This window comes from Shewanella sp. SR1 (assembly GCF_020447145.1).
Taxonomy (GTDB): domain Bacteria; phylum Pseudomonadota; class Gammaproteobacteria; order Enterobacterales; family Shewanellaceae; genus Shewanella; species Shewanella baltica.
In genome coordinates this window covers 171,795-191,365 of the sequence record NZ_JAJAEF010000004.1, presented here as the reverse complement: position 1 = coordinate 191,365, position 19,571 = coordinate 171,795, and the positions used below count along the sequence as shown (strand labels likewise).

Annotated in this window: 14 protein-coding genes; 6 read left to right on the top strand and 8 right to left on the bottom strand. The window is 46.8% G+C overall.

The window, feature by feature from the left end; translation table 11 throughout:
* Window positions 1-110 precede the first annotated feature (110 nt).
* Window positions 111-1,784 (top strand): diguanylate cyclase, encoded by a 1,674-nt coding sequence (locus KV201_RS05510; protein WP_226058757.1) that lies wholly within the window; start codon window positions 111-113, stop codon window positions 1,782-1,784.
* A 133-nt stretch (window positions 1,785-1,917) separates the two neighbouring features.
* Here KV201_RS05510 and KV201_RS05505 read toward each other — a convergent pair whose 3' ends face one another.
* The 5 genes from KV201_RS05505 to KV201_RS05485 form a co-directional block, all read right to left on the bottom strand.
* Entirely contained in the window at window positions 1,918-5,040 is a 3,123-nt protein-coding gene (locus KV201_RS05505; RefSeq protein WP_226058756.1) for an NAD(P)-binding protein, read from the bottom strand.
* Window positions 5,041-5,276: 236 nt separating this feature from the next.
* Window positions 5,277-5,438: a hypothetical protein gene (locus KV201_RS05500; protein WP_006080915.1), complete on the bottom strand. Its 162-nt coding sequence runs from the start codon at window positions 5,436-5,438 to the stop codon at window positions 5,277-5,279.
* A 288-nt stretch (window positions 5,439-5,726) separates the two neighbouring features.
* Window positions 5,727-7,124 carry an RsmB/NOP family class I SAM-dependent RNA methyltransferase gene (locus KV201_RS05495; RefSeq protein ID WP_226058755.1) on the bottom strand — a complete coding sequence of 466 codons (1,398 nt, stop codon included), beginning with the start codon at window positions 7,122-7,124 and terminating at the stop codon, window positions 5,727-5,729.
* A gap of 237 nt (window positions 7,125-7,361) precedes the next feature.
* Window positions 7,362-8,030 carry a glutathione S-transferase family protein gene (locus KV201_RS05490; protein ID WP_226058754.1) on the bottom strand — a complete coding sequence of 223 codons (669 nt, stop codon included), beginning with the start codon at window positions 8,028-8,030 and terminating at the stop codon, window positions 7,362-7,364.
* A gap of 66 nt (window positions 8,031-8,096) precedes the next feature.
* Window positions 8,097-8,723: a glutathione S-transferase gene (locus KV201_RS05485; RefSeq protein ID WP_226058753.1), complete on the bottom strand. Its 627-nt coding sequence runs from the start codon at window positions 8,721-8,723 to the stop codon at window positions 8,097-8,099.
* 212 nt (window positions 8,724-8,935) lie between these two features.
* Between KV201_RS05485 and KV201_RS05480 the strand changes: the two genes are divergently transcribed.
* Window positions 8,936-9,526, top strand: coding sequence for a TetR/AcrR family transcriptional regulator (locus KV201_RS05480; protein WP_226058752.1), 591 nt, complete (start codon window positions 8,936-8,938; stop codon window positions 9,524-9,526).
* A 103-nt stretch (window positions 9,527-9,629) separates the two neighbouring features.
* Here the strand turns inward: KV201_RS05480 and KV201_RS05475 are convergent, their stop codons facing one another.
* Window positions 9,630-10,343, bottom strand: coding sequence for a DUF2461 domain-containing protein (locus KV201_RS05475; protein WP_226058751.1), 714 nt, complete (start codon window positions 10,341-10,343; stop codon window positions 9,630-9,632).
* Between the two features lie 336 nt (window positions 10,344-10,679).
* Between KV201_RS05475 and KV201_RS05470 the strand changes: the two genes are divergently transcribed.
* Complete coding sequence (locus tag KV201_RS05470; RefSeq protein WP_226058750.1) at window positions 10,680-12,899, top strand: TonB-dependent receptor; 2,220 nt, start codon at window positions 10,680-10,682, stop codon at window positions 12,897-12,899.
* 134 nt (window positions 12,900-13,033) lie between these two features.
* Window positions 13,034-13,597 carry an alkylphosphonate utilization protein gene (locus tag KV201_RS05465; RefSeq protein WP_107402299.1) on the top strand — a complete coding sequence of 188 codons (564 nt, stop codon included), beginning with the start codon at window positions 13,034-13,036 and terminating at the stop codon, window positions 13,595-13,597.
* Between the two features lie 100 nt (window positions 13,598-13,697).
* Here KV201_RS05465 and KV201_RS05460 read toward each other — a convergent pair whose 3' ends face one another.
* A complete protein-coding gene (locus KV201_RS05460) occupies window positions 13,698-14,903 on the bottom strand; it encodes an MFS transporter (RefSeq protein WP_226058749.1) in 1,206 nt (401 codons plus the stop codon).
* A 510-nt stretch (window positions 14,904-15,413) separates the two neighbouring features.
* On the opposite strand from KV201_RS05460, the gene KV201_RS05455 reads away from it, so the two are divergent.
* Both KV201_RS05455 and KV201_RS05450 read left to right on the top strand, forming a co-directional pair.
* Entirely contained in the window at window positions 15,414-16,031 is a 618-nt protein-coding gene (locus tag KV201_RS05455; RefSeq protein ID WP_226058748.1) for a MarR family winged helix-turn-helix transcriptional regulator, read from the top strand.
* Between the two features lie 141 nt (window positions 16,032-16,172).
* Window positions 16,173-17,186: a succinylglutamate desuccinylase/aspartoacylase family protein gene (locus KV201_RS05450; RefSeq protein WP_006080925.1), complete on the top strand. Its 1,014-nt coding sequence runs from the start codon at window positions 16,173-16,175 to the stop codon at window positions 17,184-17,186.
* Window positions 17,187-17,343: 157 nt separating this feature from the next.
* Here KV201_RS05450 and KV201_RS05445 read toward each other — a convergent pair whose 3' ends face one another.
* On the bottom strand, window positions 17,344-19,371 hold the full coding sequence (locus tag KV201_RS05445) for a methyl-accepting chemotaxis protein (RefSeq protein ID WP_226058747.1): 2,028 nt from the start codon (window positions 19,369-19,371) through the stop codon (window positions 17,344-17,346).
* Window positions 19,372-19,571: the final 200 nt, after the last annotated feature.

The following is a 19,571-nucleotide window of genomic DNA, read 5'->3' as shown; positions in this document are numbered from 1 at the left end:
ATGTGGCCATAAAGTTAACCTACAATTCCAACTATCGACTAAGATTGACAGCATTAGCATTTACTTCATAGCTGTATAAATGATCTATGGCCTCTTAACTTAATAAGCCGATGAACAAACTTAAACAAACCCTATTTTGGTGTTTTTTACTTTTTATATGGACATTAAGTCCCTCTGTATTAAGCGCTGAAATTGCGTTGGACTCGCCGTATTTGTTCCATGCTCAAGCGGATCAACAGCCCCCAAAACAGTTTGATGCTGTGCCCAATTGGATGGGCCAACTCGATGAAGCTAACTCTGTGAGTTTAACCGGCGGTGACTATTGGATGATCACGCCTGTGATGGTCAATCAACGTCAGTCGAATTGGGTCGTGGATGCGAGTAATTCGATTATCGAATCCGTAGATTATTGGATACTCGGCAGTGATGGCAGTTCACAGCATGCCCACAGCGGCTACAGTGCCCCCTACGAATTTTTATTTGATTATGGCCGCAAGGTCACCTTGAATATGGGGACGGATTATTGGCTATTGGTTAAGCTCAGTAGCCGTTATTATTCATCGCCTCCCGAGATTGCCCTGCAAAGTGTGACGGATCATCAGTTGATGTCTGATCGCCTCGCCATGGCAGTGCTGCTGTGCTTAGGCGGCTTATTGTTTATCGCCTTATATAATCTTTTGATTTATATCTCTATTCTCGATAAAGCTTTTCTTTATTATGGCCTTTATGTCTTCGCGTATTTTGCTGGCTGGGCACTGACCTTCCATTTGCCGGCGCACTTGTTTAATTTCCATTACCTTGAGTTACACCATCTATTCTTTATCAGTTTGCCGATTTTTAATATCATGTTTTACAAGCACTTCTTGCAGCTGCCTAGCTACTCACCACGATTGTGGCGCCTCAGTCAGTATTTGATGTTTGCTTGTATTGTTGCTTTGCCGACCAGTATTTGGTTATTGCCCTATACGGCGATTATTGCCTCTGTGCTGATCATGCTGTGGATTGCCTTAGCGATTACCTGCGGTAATGTCTGCTTGATGAAAGGCTTTGCCCCTGCACGTTATTTTATTCTCGCCTTTACTTGTTTACTCTTGCCTGCGGTGATTATTTTGCCCGGGAATATGGGGCTAACCCCTGATTTTATCGAACATGCGGAGCTGGCGACGCTGATGGGCGGCACGGCCGATGCGCTGCTGTTGTCCTTAGCGTTAGCGAATAAGCTTAAGTTACTCGCAGAGGAACGTAAGGCGCATATTGAAGAGCTTGCAATTGCGTGGGAAAAGGCCCGCTTAGATGGCTTGACCCGAGTCGGCAATCGTTATGCCTTTGATGAATATATGAATTCTCAATTAGGCTTCGCCGATAAAGTGGTGCAGCCTATGGCTTTAGCGCTATTGAATATCGATAGCCTGAAAAGTGTTAACGAAACGCTCGGCCATCAAGAGGGCGATAGATTACTGCAAGTGATAGTGCAGTTATTGCAAGCAACGGACTTAGCGCATTTAAAGCTTTATCGTATCAGTGGTGATGAGTTTGTGGTTGTGACGCCTTCTGCGGGGATACCGCTATTGCTGAGTTCGTTAAATGGGCTAGGCGAACAATTAGCCAGCCAAGGCTTTAAGGATTGTCAGTGTAGTTTTGGGATATCGTTAAACTCTGAGGTGGCCGATCCCCATGAATGGCTGCGTTCGGCTGACACTAACTTGTACCAATCGCGAATGGATAAGCGCCGCCAAGAGTATGCCGATACGCGCGGGGTCGATGTGAGACTGCATTTAAGCTAGCGACTGCGTTCAATCAAATGGTTTGCAATGGATACTAGATAAAAGTTAGCTAAAACAAAACGGCGCAGATAAATTCTGCGCCGTTTTGTTTTTACCTTAAGCTGAGTGTTGTCCTCGGTCTATAAGTACGAGTTTAGAAGTCTTTCTCGCCCTTTATCAAGACGGGATGACCCGATATTGCTTTTGAGGTGTGCATGCCCGCCATCGTCGCCGCTTCGACGCAGCCAACATTAAGGCCTGTCTTTATCCAATCGCCCGTCATATACAAGTTATCTATCCCTGTGCCATCTGTTGTGATGCGATACTGCGAACTGTCCTTAACCGACAACACATAACGTTCGGATGGGTCCACATTTGCGCGCCAATATTGGCTATCGAAACGGGCAACGCCTTGGCGGTCTTGTTCATCGTGAAGCCATTCCCAAGGGAAGCTATCACCGACATTTTGCCAAAGCTTATGGATTTCGGTATTGAGCTGGTGGATAGCACCGGCTTTAGCTTCTAAGGTTTTCCGTTGTTGGAAATCCACATCCGAGCTTGGTGGATAGGCTTCGACAGGCAATGCCGAGCAAAAGTAGCTGGCATTTTTAGGTTCTAAGCCGCGCCAATCTTCTTTGTCTAGCAGTTGGTTCATCGATGCCCAAGTATCGTAGGGTTCAGTGAAGCCCGATAATACTGGCTCCTCGCCATCTTCAGAATAATTTGGCCAGCCTATTCCATTAAGATCTTGGTTCATCCACAGTTGATAGGCTTGAGTGGCAACGGTTTGCACCTTATCAACGCAAGGTGTGAGGGCTGGGCTTTGTGCCATCACTTCACTCGCCACATGGGGCACAGAACCGATGGAAAGACCGAAGATGACTTTGTCGAAATCCACACCTTTGACTAAGCGCTTTTTCGGTAGGGCTTTGCCAAAGTGCGTTTCATATACGCTGTCCCAATCGCTCCAGAAGTGTTCCAGATTGATATTATGGGCTTTAAGCAGTGCCGCTTGTTCAGGCTCAAGCTGCTCATAATTGGGCGTACTTGGCCAGCAGGCGAGACCTTTAACATCAACCAAGGGATCGTAGCTTGTGACAGCTGGTGCCAAGGCAACTTGCTCGGTGATTTCAATTGCTTGAATACTTTGATTGCGGCATTCGAGATTATCGACGCGATTGAAGTAGTGGAAATTGACACCTCGGCGTTTGAGCACTTCGTAGAAAGGCGTAAAGACCACATCGCCCATGCCGGCCTGCATTTTCCACATTACGCCACCTTGATAGCACAGGGCTATACGTAGCATAGAGCGGATAATCGTCCCCGCCTCGACATTGGGTTTGTCGAAGTTGCCTTTTTCATAGGCGAAGACTAAGTCGTAAAAACCACGCACGGGTGCGCTGTCGACTGTGTACTTAAGGCTGGCACCGTGTTTGGTTAACCATTCGCGATAATCATAGCCATTGATGGCATCGAAGCCTTTTTCAAATACATCATCGGCAAACATGCCCTTGAGTATCGTAAGCCCCAGATCGGCGGCTATATACAAGTGGCGCAGTTCGTCATTGTTATCTAAATGGCCGCTAAAGCGTTTGACGAGTCGTTTATGCAGGGCATCGACGGCCGATTCGACCAAGCCATCGTCACTTTCACTATGGACATGCTCATCGCACTCGCGGCCAATCATTTGATTGAAATGGCATTCGAGCTTATCGCCGAGCGCGTCGAGTGATTCTTTAGCATCTTCGACCGAATCCTCTAACTTATCTTTTAAGCGTTCAAACCAGCTACTATCGAGCCAGTTTTTAGGTGTTCCCATGGCTTTTTCATCAGCATCAAGCAAGTCATCCATGTCCTTGAGCCATTCCTTGATCCACGCAAAGGCGACTTTAACAACTTTCCAGAAGGTGAGGGTTTCGGTGCCATCACCAGGGATGCCCGGTAGTGTAGGGAAAGTGATCGGCCAGCTTACCGAACGGCCTTCGACTTCTTCCTGTAATACGATGAAGTTATGGGGTTTAAAGGCATCAAAAAAGGTCGCGAGCGGCGCGTCTGCTGGCCTATCTAATTCTTCATAAGCTTTACGCATTAAGGCAAACGCGTTTTGATAGAAACCAAACCAAATATGTAATCCATGTTCTTCAATGCGTTGGCCCATTGCAGCATTGCGGCCACTTGCCCCTTTGCCGCCGATACGCCAGCCGAGTTGATAGACATCAATCTCATATTGATTCTGCCAGCCGGGTTTGTCGGTCAGATAACAGGCTGCGGTCATGGCCGCGACACCGCCACCGAGAATGGCTATTTTCTGTTTTTTGATTTCGGAGTTATCGACTAAAACTTCACCGGGTGGCACTTCAAAATCAAAGTTCACATGGTAAGGCAGTAAGACATGCTGCTCACCAATCTCGACCCCGAGCGTGTCTTGTAACGGGAAGCTGGCATTATCAAAAATGGTCGCGACAAAATCATTTTTGAGCAGGGCAACACTGTGCACTTTATTCACTTGGGCAGGTGCGGCGACGATGGCTTGATAAATGGCTTTTTGCCCTGATGAGTCGGGGAACTGCTTTAGAAATACTTGATCGATGGCGGGTTTAAATAACAGATGAAACAGCTGCTCTTCGCCGAGCTGGTCGAGCTCTGGGATGAAATCGGTTTGTTCTTTAAAGAGTTGCCAGGTTTGGGTTATCGCTTCAAGGGTGGAAAGCTGCGCCTCGGGTTTGGCATCGCAATTCACTTCAATTAATGGATGCAGGGCGAGTTCAGTTTCTGGCGAAAAATGTAAAAAACTTTTGGCAGCAAGGGATAATCGCGTCAGAGGCTCACCCACAGCTGGCATAGTGTATTCACATAAATATTTAGGATAACCAAAGAGTTCACGGCCATTAATTAAGGCCATGGCATCGTTCACCCAAATGTGTAGCGGCTGAAAATAGACTTGGCTGATTTGTGTGCTGTCGCTGCTATCTTGGTGCCCGACCATGACCCAAGTGATGATGTCCGTTTCTTGGATCCAACCTTTGGCTCTGTCTTCTGGATACGCGGAGTAGGCTTTTTCAATTTGAGTGAAGGTTGTCAGTACGTAGGGCGATAACACTTTAAAATACATTGCACTACCGGCAACTTGATTCAAGGTCTTATCGATAGAGCGTTGGAGATTTACCTGTTTCCCCTTCAGAAAAAAACCGTACATATCGGCTTTATTTAACACTAAGGGGGAGTGCATCAACATACTGCCTTGGGGATAAATAAAGTCGGGGCGCTGTTTTTCCATGGCGTTCATCCTTAAATTTCAGTGTAAGTCCAATGATTTGAAAGCTATAACCCAAAAAGCATAGGGCAAATAAGCCATTAAGCCCATTGATTTTACAATTGATTTATTAAGAATTTGAGAGGCAGTAACAAGATTGAGTAGCAAGTTGGATGTTATCCAACTTGCTCAGATTTGGCAGGTTTAGCACAGAACGAATTCGTCAAACAAACCCGTGGGGCTAGGGGACTAAGGTTCAGTTACTTCGATTTATTTTGGTAGAAATCCACCTCTGTATTATCGTCCGAGTAACGTCGCTTAGTATCCCTGCGGCGCTGTTTCACGCGTTTATTCTTTTGCTTACCTTTGACGTTATCGCCCCATGGCGCATCATCGTCGTCAAATTCATAGGAGTGTGACATGGTCAAAATTCCAAAAATACCTGTGCCATTCGCAGCACCCGATCTTTTTACCCAAAGGTGAGATGAAGCTAAAGCGAAATATTTCATCATTGATGGTGAAAAGTTTTGCCCAAGAGCCATATCTTGCCACTGAAATAAACGTATCTGAGATTTTAATTGGGAGGATGTGATTTATCTTGATGATAATAAAAGAGTAAATCTGATTTTAATCATTAATCAGATTATGCGATTGAACTTGGCGCCTAGAAAGGAGGGCGCCAAGTTTTGATACAAAATAATGAGTTAGTGTTACTTGCTGCGGAGCATACGTGCGACGAACATGCCATCACTGTTGGCCTCAAAGGGCCACACGGTCAACATTTCTGTTTGTTCACCGCTAAAAGGATGGCGTATCGGCGTGAGCGTGAACTCTGGATGTTGCTGTAAAAACGTCGTCACTACGTCTTGGTTCTCGATGGGCGACAAGGAGCAAGTGGCGTAAACGAGGATGCCGCCAGCCTTAACTGCACGGCTACTGCGGCTTAAAATATCGAGCTGTAACGCGGCTTTATCGGCTACGGCTTCAACTTCAACACCATCCAACCAACGCATATCAGGATTACGCCGCCAAGTGCCAGTACAACTGCACGGGGCATCGACTAACACACCGTCAAAATGATCCGCAGGCACGGGCAGGGCATCACTCTTCCAACGGGCCACACTAATGCCATTAAAGTGGGCTCTTTGGGCGCGTTTAGTGAGTTCTTCTAGGGCATTGGAGCGAATATCGGACGATATGATGCTGCCCGCAGATGACGTTTGGTTATCAGCAGCTTTAGCTAGCATCAAAGAGCGCAGCTGCAGAGTTTTGCCGCCAGCACCGCTACAAGCATCCCACCAATGGGCATCGGGTTCAGGCGCACAAATTTGACCAATGACCTGTGAAGCCAAATCTTGGATCTCGATATTACCGTCTTTATACAGGGCTATTTCATTAAGATTCATACTCTTACTGCCAAGATTGATGGCATCGCTAAAGTAATGACTATAACTTGCTTCTATACCGAGCGCTTGCAGCTGTGTCGCTGCATCTTGACTCGTGATCCCTTGCGCGCGTCCCCAAATCGGCGGGCGACTAGACATAGCTGCAATTAATTGCGTTTGCTGCGCTGCATCAACTGGGCACACTTGCCAGAACCAGTCGGGTAATAAATCATGTGCCTTAAACTCAATCGCAGGGAATAAATACTGTATCAGTGCCAGTTTGTCGTCGAGACTTTCAACAGTAAGTGCTTGAGCTTGCTGATAATCGATGGGCGATTGTGATAACTCATGCCAAGCGTTGGCGATCTCTTGCCAAGCATGGGCCTCCAATAGGGCACTGGCGCTTAGGCTGGCAAAATAAACGGCTGAGATTTGTTGATCGCCTAATCGCTGAAACCACCCCCACCAGCGGAATAGACTAAACAAGGATTCACGAATGACTTTACGATCCTTCGAGCCGTGTTTTTTATGTTCTCTAAAGTAGTTTGCTAGAATACGGTCGGCGGGCATTTTACTGCTTTGAATTTCATCGAATAATTGCTTAATTGTACTGGCGTAACTGAGCGCGCGTTTTTGCGCTGGAGTGCTTGCCTGAACATTTAACGCCGATGATGTGACTGAGTTAGATGCCATACCGGAAGAGAAGCTGCTTGGATTACCCATAAATTTAGCCTAGATCATGCTTCTGTGACTGCGCCTTATGTAAGAGGCATAGCTGAACAGAGGAGAAAAATAAGTGGCGCAGAGTGTAGCAGTTTTGCCCGATAACAGGCAGTAAAAAAGCCCCTAATTAGCAACTGCTAATGGGGCTTTTTGTGGTTGAGTCACTGAGACTCATGGTGCATTCAGTACCTAACGGTTATTTGCAGGCTATTCGCGCAATGACCGTTTAGCAGATGACTATTTCGTCACCATCTTTTGGATTTGCTTAGCTCGTTCTTCATCACTCATTTCCACCGGTGGCGGCGTAACTATGCCTTTTTGGCACGCAGGTCTGAGTGCTAATTCATCTAACCAACGTTGCAAATGGGTCAGACCTTCCATATTGATGCCGCTCCACTCGTGGATACGTACCCAAGGCCAACTGGCGATGTCGGCAATCGTGTATTCGTCACCTGCAAGGTATTGATTTGTGGCGAGTTGAGTATTCATTACTTCAAATAAACGTCGACCTTCTTTTTGATAACGGTCAATGGCTGCGGGGATTTTCTCAGGGAAGTATCGGAAGAAGACGTTAGCTTGACCCATCATTGGTCCGACGCCGCTCATTTGGAACATTAACCATTGGATCACCTGTGAGCGCTTTTTAGGATCGGCTGGCAGGAATTTACCTGTTTTTTCGGCGAGATACAGCAGAATTGCACCGGATTCGAATACCACAAAATCTTCGTTGTCGCGGTCGATAATGGCGGGAATTCGGCCATTGGGATTAATGGCAATAAACTCAGGCTGTTTTTGTTCGTTGGTGCTGAAATCTAGCTTATGGACGCGATACTCTAGCCCCATTTCTTCCAGTGCGATGGAAATTTTAAAACCGTTAGGGGTCGCGGCTGTGTATAAATCTATCATGATGATTCCTTTAGGTTATAACGCTTATAGCTACTCACTTTAGGGCCTATTCTGGCATTCGTGCCGCTATTTTGTAGGGGTTAACGATACTATGGCAGGACGCTGCGCCATAGTGATGAACCAAGCCTTAAGATGCGGCAAGCTGTCAGTGACTTCAATATCTAAATTCTTAATAAAGCTGATAAAAACGTAAGCCGAAATATCGGCAATGCTGAATTCATCGCCTGCCACAAAGGGCGACTTGCTCAATTGTTTGTCTAAGCTTGGTAGGAAGTCAATGACCCTTTGGCGTGATTCTGCGCCCCAAGACTCGACACAATTTTCCCTGTCTTTATAGACACCGCTTAAATTACGAAAGGCTTGAAAGCCGACCATTAAGCCTTGTAACTCTATGATGCGTTGCCACATTTCTACTTTGGCGCGCTCAAGTGGCGTATTACCAAACAGCGAGTTAACACTTGGGTGGATTTCTTCTAAATAGCGGCAAATAGCAATCGATTCACACAGGTAGCTGCCATCATCGAGTTCGAGTAATGGAATGCGGCCATTTACACTTTTGGCTTTAAATTCGGTACTTAAATTCTCACCGCCGCGGATATCGACGTTCACTCTTGGCACTTCTATGCCTTTTTCCGCAAGAAAAATACTGACGCGACGCGCGCTGGGAGTCGGAGCTAATTCGTAGAGTTTCATCTAAAGTCCTGTAGTTTTTATCTGTGCTTTATGCTCGATTTGAGCATATAAGGCTTTAACGGAACGATCGGTTAGGATAGAATTTACGCCATATCTAAACGATCAGTCAAGAATGATTTGCCCCTCAACTTTCTGTAGTAAAGAAGAGTGTGGTAAAGAGGAATGGTAAAGCTGATTGTGAGCGCGTATTCAAGAGATTAGGTCGCAGGCTTATGGCACGAAGTTGTAATTTTGATCGGCAGGAAAAACTCATATTAGCGATGGAGCTTTTTTGGCAAAAGGGCTTTGCCGAAACCTCGATTTCCGATCTCGTCGGCCATTTAGGCATTAATCGATTTAGCCTTTATAATAGTTTTGGTGACAAGCAGAAGCTTTACCGTGAGTGCCTCAGTTTCTACCTCGATAACTACTCCTTTGGTGCCTCAGATACTCTGCTGCATGAAAAAGCGGGCTTGACTGAAATAGAAGCTTATCTAGCGCGCTTTGTTGCCCTGCAGCGGGAACAGAAATACGGCTGTTTTATGCAAAATGCCGTATTAGAAAAGAGCCTCGACGATGAGAGTGTACTGCAGGAGTGTCAGCGGTTATTTTGCCGATTACAGACCTCATTTACCCAAGTGTTGCAGGACTGCCAAGCGCGAGGTGAGTTATTGGCCAATATACAGCCGCATCAGGTCGCTGCATTTTTAGTACTGCAATTACAAGGGATTAGAGTGCTGGGTAAAGCGGGTGAATATGAACTGCTAGACAATGCATTCGTAGTATTGCAGGGCTACTTAGGCAGTTTAACTACAAAAGTTTAAGTGCAAATCAAGCCGTTTAACGGCACAAGTTGCTGTTTTAATGGCCTAGATTTTTGTCTAGGCCATTTTGATTTTTAAAAGTCTATTTTTAAAATCCTATTGTCTAGAAATCCAAGTCCAGCGCGAAACACAGATAGGCCATCAATTGAGTACAGTGCGCAAATTGCTCGGCACAGAAACTGGCGGCATCTGGGCGGCAGAGTTCTTCAAAGGTGATATTTTTTACGGTGATAAAATCTTTGCGTTTTAGCTCTGCCAGCATAGGGTGGTTTTTATCAAACCCTTTTGGTGGTCGAGTTAAGCTATCTCCGTCCATGTTAAATCCATGACTCTGCAAGGTTTGTAGTGCCTTTTTATAGCCGTTGGGATTTTCATCGATACAAGTGCGAATGGCATTTAAGGCTTTCGATTCTGGGTGCCAAATCCCCGCAGCAATAAAACAGCCATCCTCGGCAATGTGTAAGTACAGTCCCGGCGCATGCACGTCTTTGCCCTGAAAATGGCGGAATTGAATACCGACATTGGTTTTATAGGGCGTTTTATCTTTGCTGAAACGGCTGTCTCGCTGGGGGCGCATAAGACTGCCACCGACTTTTTTCGGTACGGCAGTCAGCCGAGGCGAGAGGGCGAGAATACTGGGCTGCATTTGCTCAATAAACTGCAGTGCAGGGGTTCGCACTGTCTCTTCGTATTCCGCCTGATGGGCTTTAAACCAGTCGCGGGAGTTGTTTTGCGCCAGTTGATTTAAAAATTGCAAACTCGCTGGGCTGAACGTTGCACCTGTCGCAATAGGGATTTTAGTCGTGAGCGTGGCCATTATCGGTGAACCTTATTAATGCATTTGAAACGAGTGCCAACAGCCTAGATGCGCCTAGATACAAGCAGTGCGAACGTCAGGCAAGCCTCACGTATATTCACTCGTATTGCGAAGTCGTACACTCTTAAGAGGATGAAAGGCTGTCAAATATGGCACTAATACTGCCATCCTTCGACAAGATCTTCACTTAAATTTTTTGGAGTGCGCCGCTTCTCTCTGTTTTCAACCAGTCCGTTATTTACACGTAAAGCCAAGTGAGAACTATTCTTATCTTCTTCATTAGTGCCTATAATGCCGCCCTATTTTTAGATTAGTTTGTTAATAGGAAGACGTTGAATGGGTTGCCTGCCTAAATTTGGGAAATGGAAAGCGAATAGAAATCTGTCGCTGATGGGATTATGTTTGTTGCCCTCAATGCCGTTGTACGCAAATGAGGTATTGGGCGAGCCTAAGGTTGAGCCGATTGAAATCCTGCAGGTTCATGGGCAGCAATATCGTAGGGCCATCACAGTCGCTAAACCTGGTGAAGCGATTATTTCCATGGAACAAATCGAGGAGATGCAGGCGACGACCTTCGCTGAAGTGATTGATGATATGGCGGGAGCGCATATCGATGGTGGCACCCGCAGCGGCGGTGAGCGGATTAATATTTGGGGCTTTGGCGAGACCGAAGATTTTAACGTTTATGTGGATAATGCTCCGGTGGGATTTGAGCAGTATCGCTATGGCTCATTTTTCCTCGATCCTGATCTCATCAAACGAGTGGAAGTGATTAAAGGCGCCCATGATGTGCGCTCGGGCAATGGCGGTTTTGGTGGGGCCATGTATGTGGTCACTAAATCGGCCGATGATTTTCTTAAATATGATCAATCCCTTGGTGCACGAGTCAAAACCAGCTACGCTAGTAATAATGACGCTATGGGTTATACGGGAACTGTCTATGGCCGGGTGAATCCGCATTTATCGGGTTTGTTACACCTTACGCGCCGTGATGCGGGGGATGTGACTTTAGCCAATGGCGATGAGTTTGAATATTCGGGCTATGAGCAAGATAACTATCTAGGCAAGATTGATTATGAGCAGGGCGATCACCAACTGGCCTTGAGCGTGACCCATTATCTCGATGAGGGCCGCAAACCTTGGGCTAACCGCCGTGGCCCCATGCCTGCCATCTCAGACTACAACATCAAAAAGTACGGCTCCTACGAGCAGGCGCTGTATGCCACAACCGCCTATAACACCTATGAAGACAACACTTGGTCTGCCAATTATCGTTATTCGCCGAGCAATCCGCTGATTGATACCCAAGTGGTGATCTCCCATTCGGCGAATGCGCGCCACTGGGTAAGACCCGATATTGCGTGGGAGAAAATGACGGTTTCCGTAGGCAACTTCGGCCACGAATCTTGGCTAGATTACAAACGTGATTATATTGATATCAACAACTTGAGTTTGATTGGCGATCACGAGATCACCACAGGATTGCAGTACCGCAGTCTCGACCGTACTTCGCTTGTGTTTAACAAGAGTTATGAGAAGAATCCTGAGAAAAACTTTGGCTGGTACACACCTTATTATCAACCTGAAGGTCGCCAAGACACTTATGCCGTGTATGTTCGCGACGCGATTCATCTCACCAACGACTTAACCGTCACTCCCTCGCTGCGATATGACTTTATCTACAGCATAGGTCGGCCAAATATTGCGCCAGATTATAACGACATCAGCGCGGGTCACGATTATAGCTCGACTCACCACTCGGGGTTTTCACCAAGATTAGGCATAGATTATCAACTGACAAACTACTCTCGGTTAAACTTTGATTACGCCTATAGCTTGCAAGCCCCTGTGGTGGATGAGATTTATGCCGTGCAATACGCCAAAGCCAGCATTACCGGCACGAGTCGCGACATCGATGTCGAACGCTTACATGCCTTCAAGCTAGGCTTGATGACACAGCACCAGCATCTGCTTGCCAACGATGATGCGCTGTCGACGCAGCTCACTCTGTTTGCCAACCTAGGCCGCGATGATATCGCCCAGCGCCGTGGGGCTAAGTCTGATAAAACCCAGTTAATTCAAAGCGGTTACACCAATCTTGATGGCTACCATATTTACGGTGCTGATTTTGAGGCCCAATATCGCTATCAAGACGTGTTCAGTGATCTGGCGGTTTCATGGCTGCAAGGACAACACAATGGGTCACTCAGAGACAGCCAAGATGACGACGAGTATTTAGCCAACATGGCGCCGCTCGATATTCGTCTGCGTTTAGGCATGTATATTACCGATGATATTTCAGTGGCTTGGCAGGGCGCTTGGTATGATGCGCAAACCAGTGTTCCCCATGGCGATATCTTTAATGCCGAGTCGCCGAGCGAAAATTACTTCTTGCAGAACCTGTACCTCGCCTATGAGCCCCAAGCTGGTTTAAAGGGATTAAGCGTGCGTTTGATGGTGAAAAACCTCACCAATCTGCAAGTGGTGCCGTTTCTCTCCGATGGGATCCCAGCTGCTGGGCGCGATGTTCGCTTGAGTTTAGCTTATGAATTTTAAAGATTAATCACCAAGGCAGTGTGGGCGCGGTTTATAAAACTTATAAAAGATAGGGTTATATTGCCTCAGCCCCCTGCCGAAAAAAGCCGGTTTATGGCATAATCCGCGTTTTACTAGGCATATAGAACAGAAAAATGACTGAAAATGAATTGCTAAGTCGCTGTGGCGGCAAGTGTGAACTTTGTGGCAGCGAGATCGAACTCTCTATTTATGATCTGCCAGCCTCCGATGGCCGTGACAATGAGATCATGATTTGTGAAACCTGCAGTGGCCAAATTGCGGCACCGGATACCATGGACATGAACCACTGGCGTTGTCTGAACGACAGCATGTGGAGCCCTGTACCGGCAGTTCAAGTGATGTCATATCGTATGCTTAAGCGCTTAAATGGCGAAAGCTGGGCGCAAGATTTACTGGATATGCTTTACCTTGAAGACGATGTAAAAGCGTGGGGCGATGCTGAAGTTGCTGCCGCAGGTGACGACACTGCACCAACGTTAGACAGTAATGGTGCCGTAATTAACGCTGGCGATACGGTTGTGATCATCAAAGATTTAAACGTGAAAGGCACTAGCTTTGTGGCTAAGCGCGGCACAGCTGTGCGTAACATTGCTTTGACCAACAACCCAGAGCACATTGAAGGCCGTGTTAACGGTACTCGCATTGTGATCCTGACGTGCTTCGTTAAAAAGTCTTAAGTTTTACTGAGTGTGCAGCTCGATTTATCGAGCCGCACACTATAAAAAACCGCCATGCTCGTTAATCGATATGGCGGTTTTTTTATTTTGAATGAGAGAGTTAAGATACGCAGCGGATGACTTGATATTGGCGTGCATAACCCTGCGGATTAAATTGCCAAGATAGTATCCACGCCATCAGACTTAAGCCTCCGAGCAACAACCAAGCACTGTTAAAACTATTGAAATTATCGCGAATTAATCCTGCAATCCAAGGCGAAATGGCGGCAATGGTATAACCCACACCTTGTACAAAGGCGGTTAATTTACCCGCTAACATCGGATTTTGTTGATGATCCATAGTCACAATTAATCCGAGTGGAAAAATCCCGCCTATGCCTAATCCCGCAAGTCCCGCCCATAAAAATAGCGACACTTGAGGGGCGAGTGCGAGTCCCATAAAGCCGATGAGTTGCAGTAAGCACAGTAGGGCAATAATAGCGCGTCTGTCCGTTGACTTGCTGGCAAGCCAAGGAAACACTAAGCCCGCGATCACTTCCATACTGGTTAAGAAACCTAACACTAATCCCGATTGCGTTTGGCTATAACCTAACTCGACCGCGTAGGGGGCTAACCATGCAAGCACGCAGACATAACAGCTTGTGCCTAAAGCAAAAAATATCGCTAATAGCCAACTGCGACGAAAACGCCAAAAGCTAAGCTGCACAGTTTGCTCCGCAGTTTGACTCGGCAATGCGGCGTTATGTTTAACCATCAGCCATAGCGCCAGTGCCACTATGCCTAACCAAGTCCAATGGCCTAACCCCGCGCGCCAACCTAAGTTCATCCCGATAAAAGGCGCACTGCTGGCGGCCAAAGCGGCGCCGCCCATAATGGCGGTGACGTAAAGCCCCATCATTAAGGGCACCCGTTCACCGAAATTGAGTTTGATCATGGCGGGCATGATGGTTTGAATAAGGGCGATACCGATTCCCGCCAGTAATGCCGAGCAGATAAGCCAGCTTGCATCCATCGCCCAAAAACGCATTGCCGTGGCGACGATCAAAAGGAGCAACGATCCCGTCATCACGGTATTAAAACCTAACCGTTTAGCGATACTAAAACCCGCAAAGCAGCCCAGTCCCATGGCGAGCACGGGCAGCAATGTCAGCATAGACGCTAAGGTAAAACTTAAGCTGATATCCTCTTGTATGCTGGGCAGCAAAGGCCCGACGGAAGCGAGAATGGGGCGCAGATTTAGACCTATAAGAATGAACGCGATTCCGAGAAGCAATAAATTCGCTTTCTCTGACTGGGGTGACCGCATGGATTGTCTCCAAAATAAGCTAAGTTTGATTTGTTGAAAGAGTGACCTGTAGCGGCATTTAGCACATTTACGATGATTTCCTTTCAACAATAGTAATGCCAATCGTATTTAATATCTGTCCATTCAGCGGGAGTTCAACGCGCTTTAGACAAGGCGAAGGCTTGAAGGCATAGTGGTGCTCTGTCGAAAGCCTTGAACGCAGTTATAAAGCGCGTTGCCATGCCGTTAACATCAGCCGCCCTTCGGGAGCCTCACAAGCATCCCACTCCCGTGTTGCATTGACTTAAAAGGGAATAACCATTTCTGCGTCAATGCGCCTTGGATTGAGATGCTTGTGAGGCTCTGAACTGATTAGATATTTAATGTGATTGGTATGAGTTAAAACAGCATCGCTACAGTTCAAAAAGAATCTCTTTCAGATGTATCTTGATATAAAGATATTTTAATTTTGCGAGAAAATGACTAAGATGTAAAGAATGATATAAAGAATCTTTATGTTGAGATAAAGCTATGACAGTGAAAACGACACTCACTCACATGAGCCCTGCGGATACTAACTCGAGTTCAGCGGATAAAAACGCGAGTCTTGCGGATAAAGACCAAGCGGCTTCGAACACCAAAGCAGATGGCCTTGAAAGCGAAGATGGTTTGGATAGCATTGTCGGCCAGTGGCAGCAACAAGGGGTGACTGATGATTTGATCCCTATGGCAGTGCTTGGGCGAATCGCGCGTTTAACGAAATATATCGAAGTGGTACTGCTGCAATGCCACGCCGAATTTGGCTTAGGTCAAGGCGAGTTCGATGTGCTTGCCACCTTAAGGCGTTCGGGTGAGCCGTTTACACTTTCACCTTCACAGCTTTATCAGAGCATGATGCTAAGCTCTGGCGCTATGACGAGCCGTTTAGACAGACTCGAAAATAAGGGGCTGATTGAGCGGGCGCACAGTAAGGAAGATCGCCGCGCCGTACATGTCTCGTTAACTGCTGAGGGTAAGGCGCTCATTGATAAGGCATTGCCGCAGCATATTCAATGTCAGAGTGCATTGTTAGCGGGCGTGAGCGTTGAAGATAGACCTATGTTGCTGCAGATTTTAAAATCTTGGCTGAATCAATTTGAGCCGCAATAAATCGTTTAAACTTCACGTGATCATTTAGTTTTTGTTTTTAGTTTCTAGTGTTAGACATCTGGCGAGAAGCGATAGCCGAGCGCTATTGGCTAATATGGATCAGCCGCGCGGGACAACATTCGATAGTACAAGGGAGTTGCCATGGTAAAAAGACGTGAAGCATTTGAATTAGCAGGTAAACGAGTCACAGCAGGGACTCAACTGGGGATCAAACTGGCCGCCGCTAAGTTGTATACCGATACGCAACTCGATATTCATGTGGAAGTGTTTCACGGGGCCAAACCCGGCCCTACTTTGCTGGTTTGCGCCGCCATTCATGGGGATGAACTCAATGGTATCGAGATTTGTCGTCGTTTATTAGCCAGAGTCAATCCCAAGAATCTGACGGGCACCTTGATTGTGGTGCCGATTGTGAATGTGTTTGGTTTTATTCAGCAATCCCGTTATTTACCCGATAGGCGCGATCTTAACCGTTGCTTCCCAGGCTCCAGTAAAGGGGCGCTGGCAAGCCGGTTAGCCAATCTCTTTGCCACTCAGTTATTAGTCCATGCAACCCATGTTATTGATTTGCACACGGGCGCGATTCACAGGGACAATTTGCCGCAAATTCGCTGTGATACCAGCGACGAGACTATGCTGGCTATGGCAAATGCCTTTGGTGCGCCGCTTATTATGCATTCTAAAGCGCGCAGTGTTTCGATGCGGGGCTACGCTAACCAGCAGGGCATTCCATGTATTTTGTACGAGGCGGGCGAGGCACTTCGTTTCAGTGAATTGTCGATAAAATCCGGCCTCAAGGGCGTGCTCAATGTGATGCGCAGTTTAGGCATGTTGAAGGGACGGGTAAGCAATAAGGGTTCGAGTGTCAGTGCGATTCGTAGTTATTGGGTGCGCAGCGAATCCGACGGCTTAGTGAATATGAAGCTCAAGCTCGGCCAGCGGGTGACTAAGGGTTATATCATTGCCCATATCGTCAGCCCCCACGGCGGTGACAGTGTGGCCATTCGTGCACCAACCGACGGCATTATCATAGGGATCAGCAATATTCCTGTTACCAACGAAGGCGAGGGTATGTTCCATATCGCCCAGTTTGAAGGTGACGAAATTGAAATGGCTAACGAACAACTCGATGAATTTTTGATGGAATATGCTTAACCGCAGACTTGTTGAAATTGGATATACAGCCACAGAAGTCGCTAAGGCAGTTTTGCGACTTCTGTGATCATTTTTAAGTGCTAATTTTTACCTCGCTAACTCCTGCCTTCTGTAACCCTCAAATGCAGTTTTCGACATTCCTAAAAACCTAAACTCACTAGAGTTTAAAGCGTTCCACTGAGCTGGTGAGTGAATGCGCAAGCGTGGTGACTTCGTTGCTGCGTTTGGCCATGTCCATGGCTTCATTGGCATTTTGATCCGCCGCTTGCGCTGCCTCGCTCATGCTCGACTCAATACGTTGACTGTAATCTAACTGCTCATGGGCGGCGTGGGTGATCTCTAGACTCATGTCATTTAGCGTATGTAAGGTACTTTCTATGTGGGCGATAGCATCCTGCAGGGTTTGGCTTTGTCCGACACATTCGTTTGCCTGATTTTGACCTGTGGTAATTGCACTCGCAGCCGTGGAGGTCTCTTTTTGCAGGGCCGTGATCATGGTTTGAATTTCGGCGGTGGCAGCTTGGGTGCGTGAGGCAAGGGATCGCACCTCATCGGCCACAACAGCAAAACCCCGTCCATGTTCCCCCGCTCTGGCGGCTTCAATGGCAGCGTTCAGTGCCAGTAAATTGGTTTGCTCGGCAATGCTGCTGATGGTGGTTAAAATGCTGCCAATATTATCGCTTTGAATGCTTAAGCGAGACATGACCTCAACCGAGCTACTTAAGCGAGCGCTCAGTTCGGCAATTTTATTGCGATTATCATCGGCAATTTGCTTCACTTGATTGCCGTATTTCGAGGCTTGGCTAATTTGTTTCGCCGACTCACTGGCCTGTTCTGTTACCAAATTAGAACTGGTAAACATCTGTTCAGCTAAGGCTTTAGTCTCATCGACGCGGCTGATTTGCGCGGTTGCTGCATTGGCGATGCGCTGACCTTGCTCATTGGTTTGGGTGGCTGAGCTGTCCAGCGAATGGGCATTTTGGCTGATATTGGTGAGTAGCTTGGCAAGATCATCACTCAAGGTATTCATGTTATCGATCAGGGTGCCAAATTCATCATCATGGCGTTTGTGAATACGTTTAGATAAATCCCCACGGGCGATGCTCGCCAGCGCGCCATTCACTAAGGCTAATGGATTGAGCATGGCCTTGGAGGTGAAAAAGGAAATAAAACTCACCATAACGATAAACACCAATGCGAGCACTATCGCTAAGGTTTGCCCTTGCTCAATGGCATTACTGGCAATGGTTTGCAGGCTGCTAAATCGGCGATCGGCTAAGGTGATTAACTTGTCTAAGGCGAGATTATTGGCGTTAAATTCTTTATCGGCATCGAGGTAATGTTGCTCGGCTTGAAGCTGCGCCTCAACCACGGCTTGTTGTGTTTTATAAAGCTCGGCAGGCGCTGCGAGTAAGGTATTGATAATCGCATATTGCTGTTCGAAGGTTTGCAGCAAGCCTAAGGTATCAAGCCCATCAGTTTGTTGTTTTAAAAAGGTAAAGTTAGTGGTGAGGTTACCCAGTAAGATGCTGACATCTTGCTGGTGCGAGTGGATCACCTCCAAACTTTGAGTGTGGATCAGCTCTCCCATAGTGTTGGTTAGCGTATACAACATGTCGTCGATACGCGTGCCTGTACCGATAATCTCTTCGAGCAGAGTGGGATTACCGGGGATGGACAGGGTTTCGAGATCGATCATCGCATTACTGGCGTTGGTCTTGGCATCGTTAAAGCGTTGGAAAAGTTGTTGGTATTGCTGCTTTGCTTGTTCATTGGCGAGTTTCGCACTAAACATGGCTTGGCTTTGTTGCAAATAGGCTTGGTATCTAGCCTGCGCCTCGTGCAGGGAAGTCTGCATCTTAGATTGATCTGCCACTCGCTCCGTTAACTCATTTTCGATACTTTGATATTTCTTCTGCAGCGCTGTAAATGCTTGCTGACTTTTGGTTAAGGCGGCTGTGTCTTGCTGGCTATGGGCCAAGGTGGCAAGGCGTGACATTTTCAACAGTACCAGTTGCAAGCTATTACTCTGCTTTTGCACCGGTACGGCTAAGGTTTCGATATTTTGATAGGCGGTTTGTACTTGTGAGAGTGAATAATAGAAGAAGCTGCTGCCAGCGATGAGCAGGGCGCCGATGGCACTAAAGCTAAAAATGATTTTTTGTTTTATGGTAAGCGTCAACATAGTGCGAAAACCTCTTCTATGACTGTCCCTGTAAAATGGGTTTATTAATGATTAGATCGCTGTTTTTATTGAAATATTAATTCAAGTGTAGCAGAGTTCGTCACAAGTAAAGTGAATTATTCTATTGAGAGTTTAGCGCTAGTTAAGGTTAACTTCTTGGTTTGATTATTTAAAAATAATCTCAACCGTATCGTAAAAAG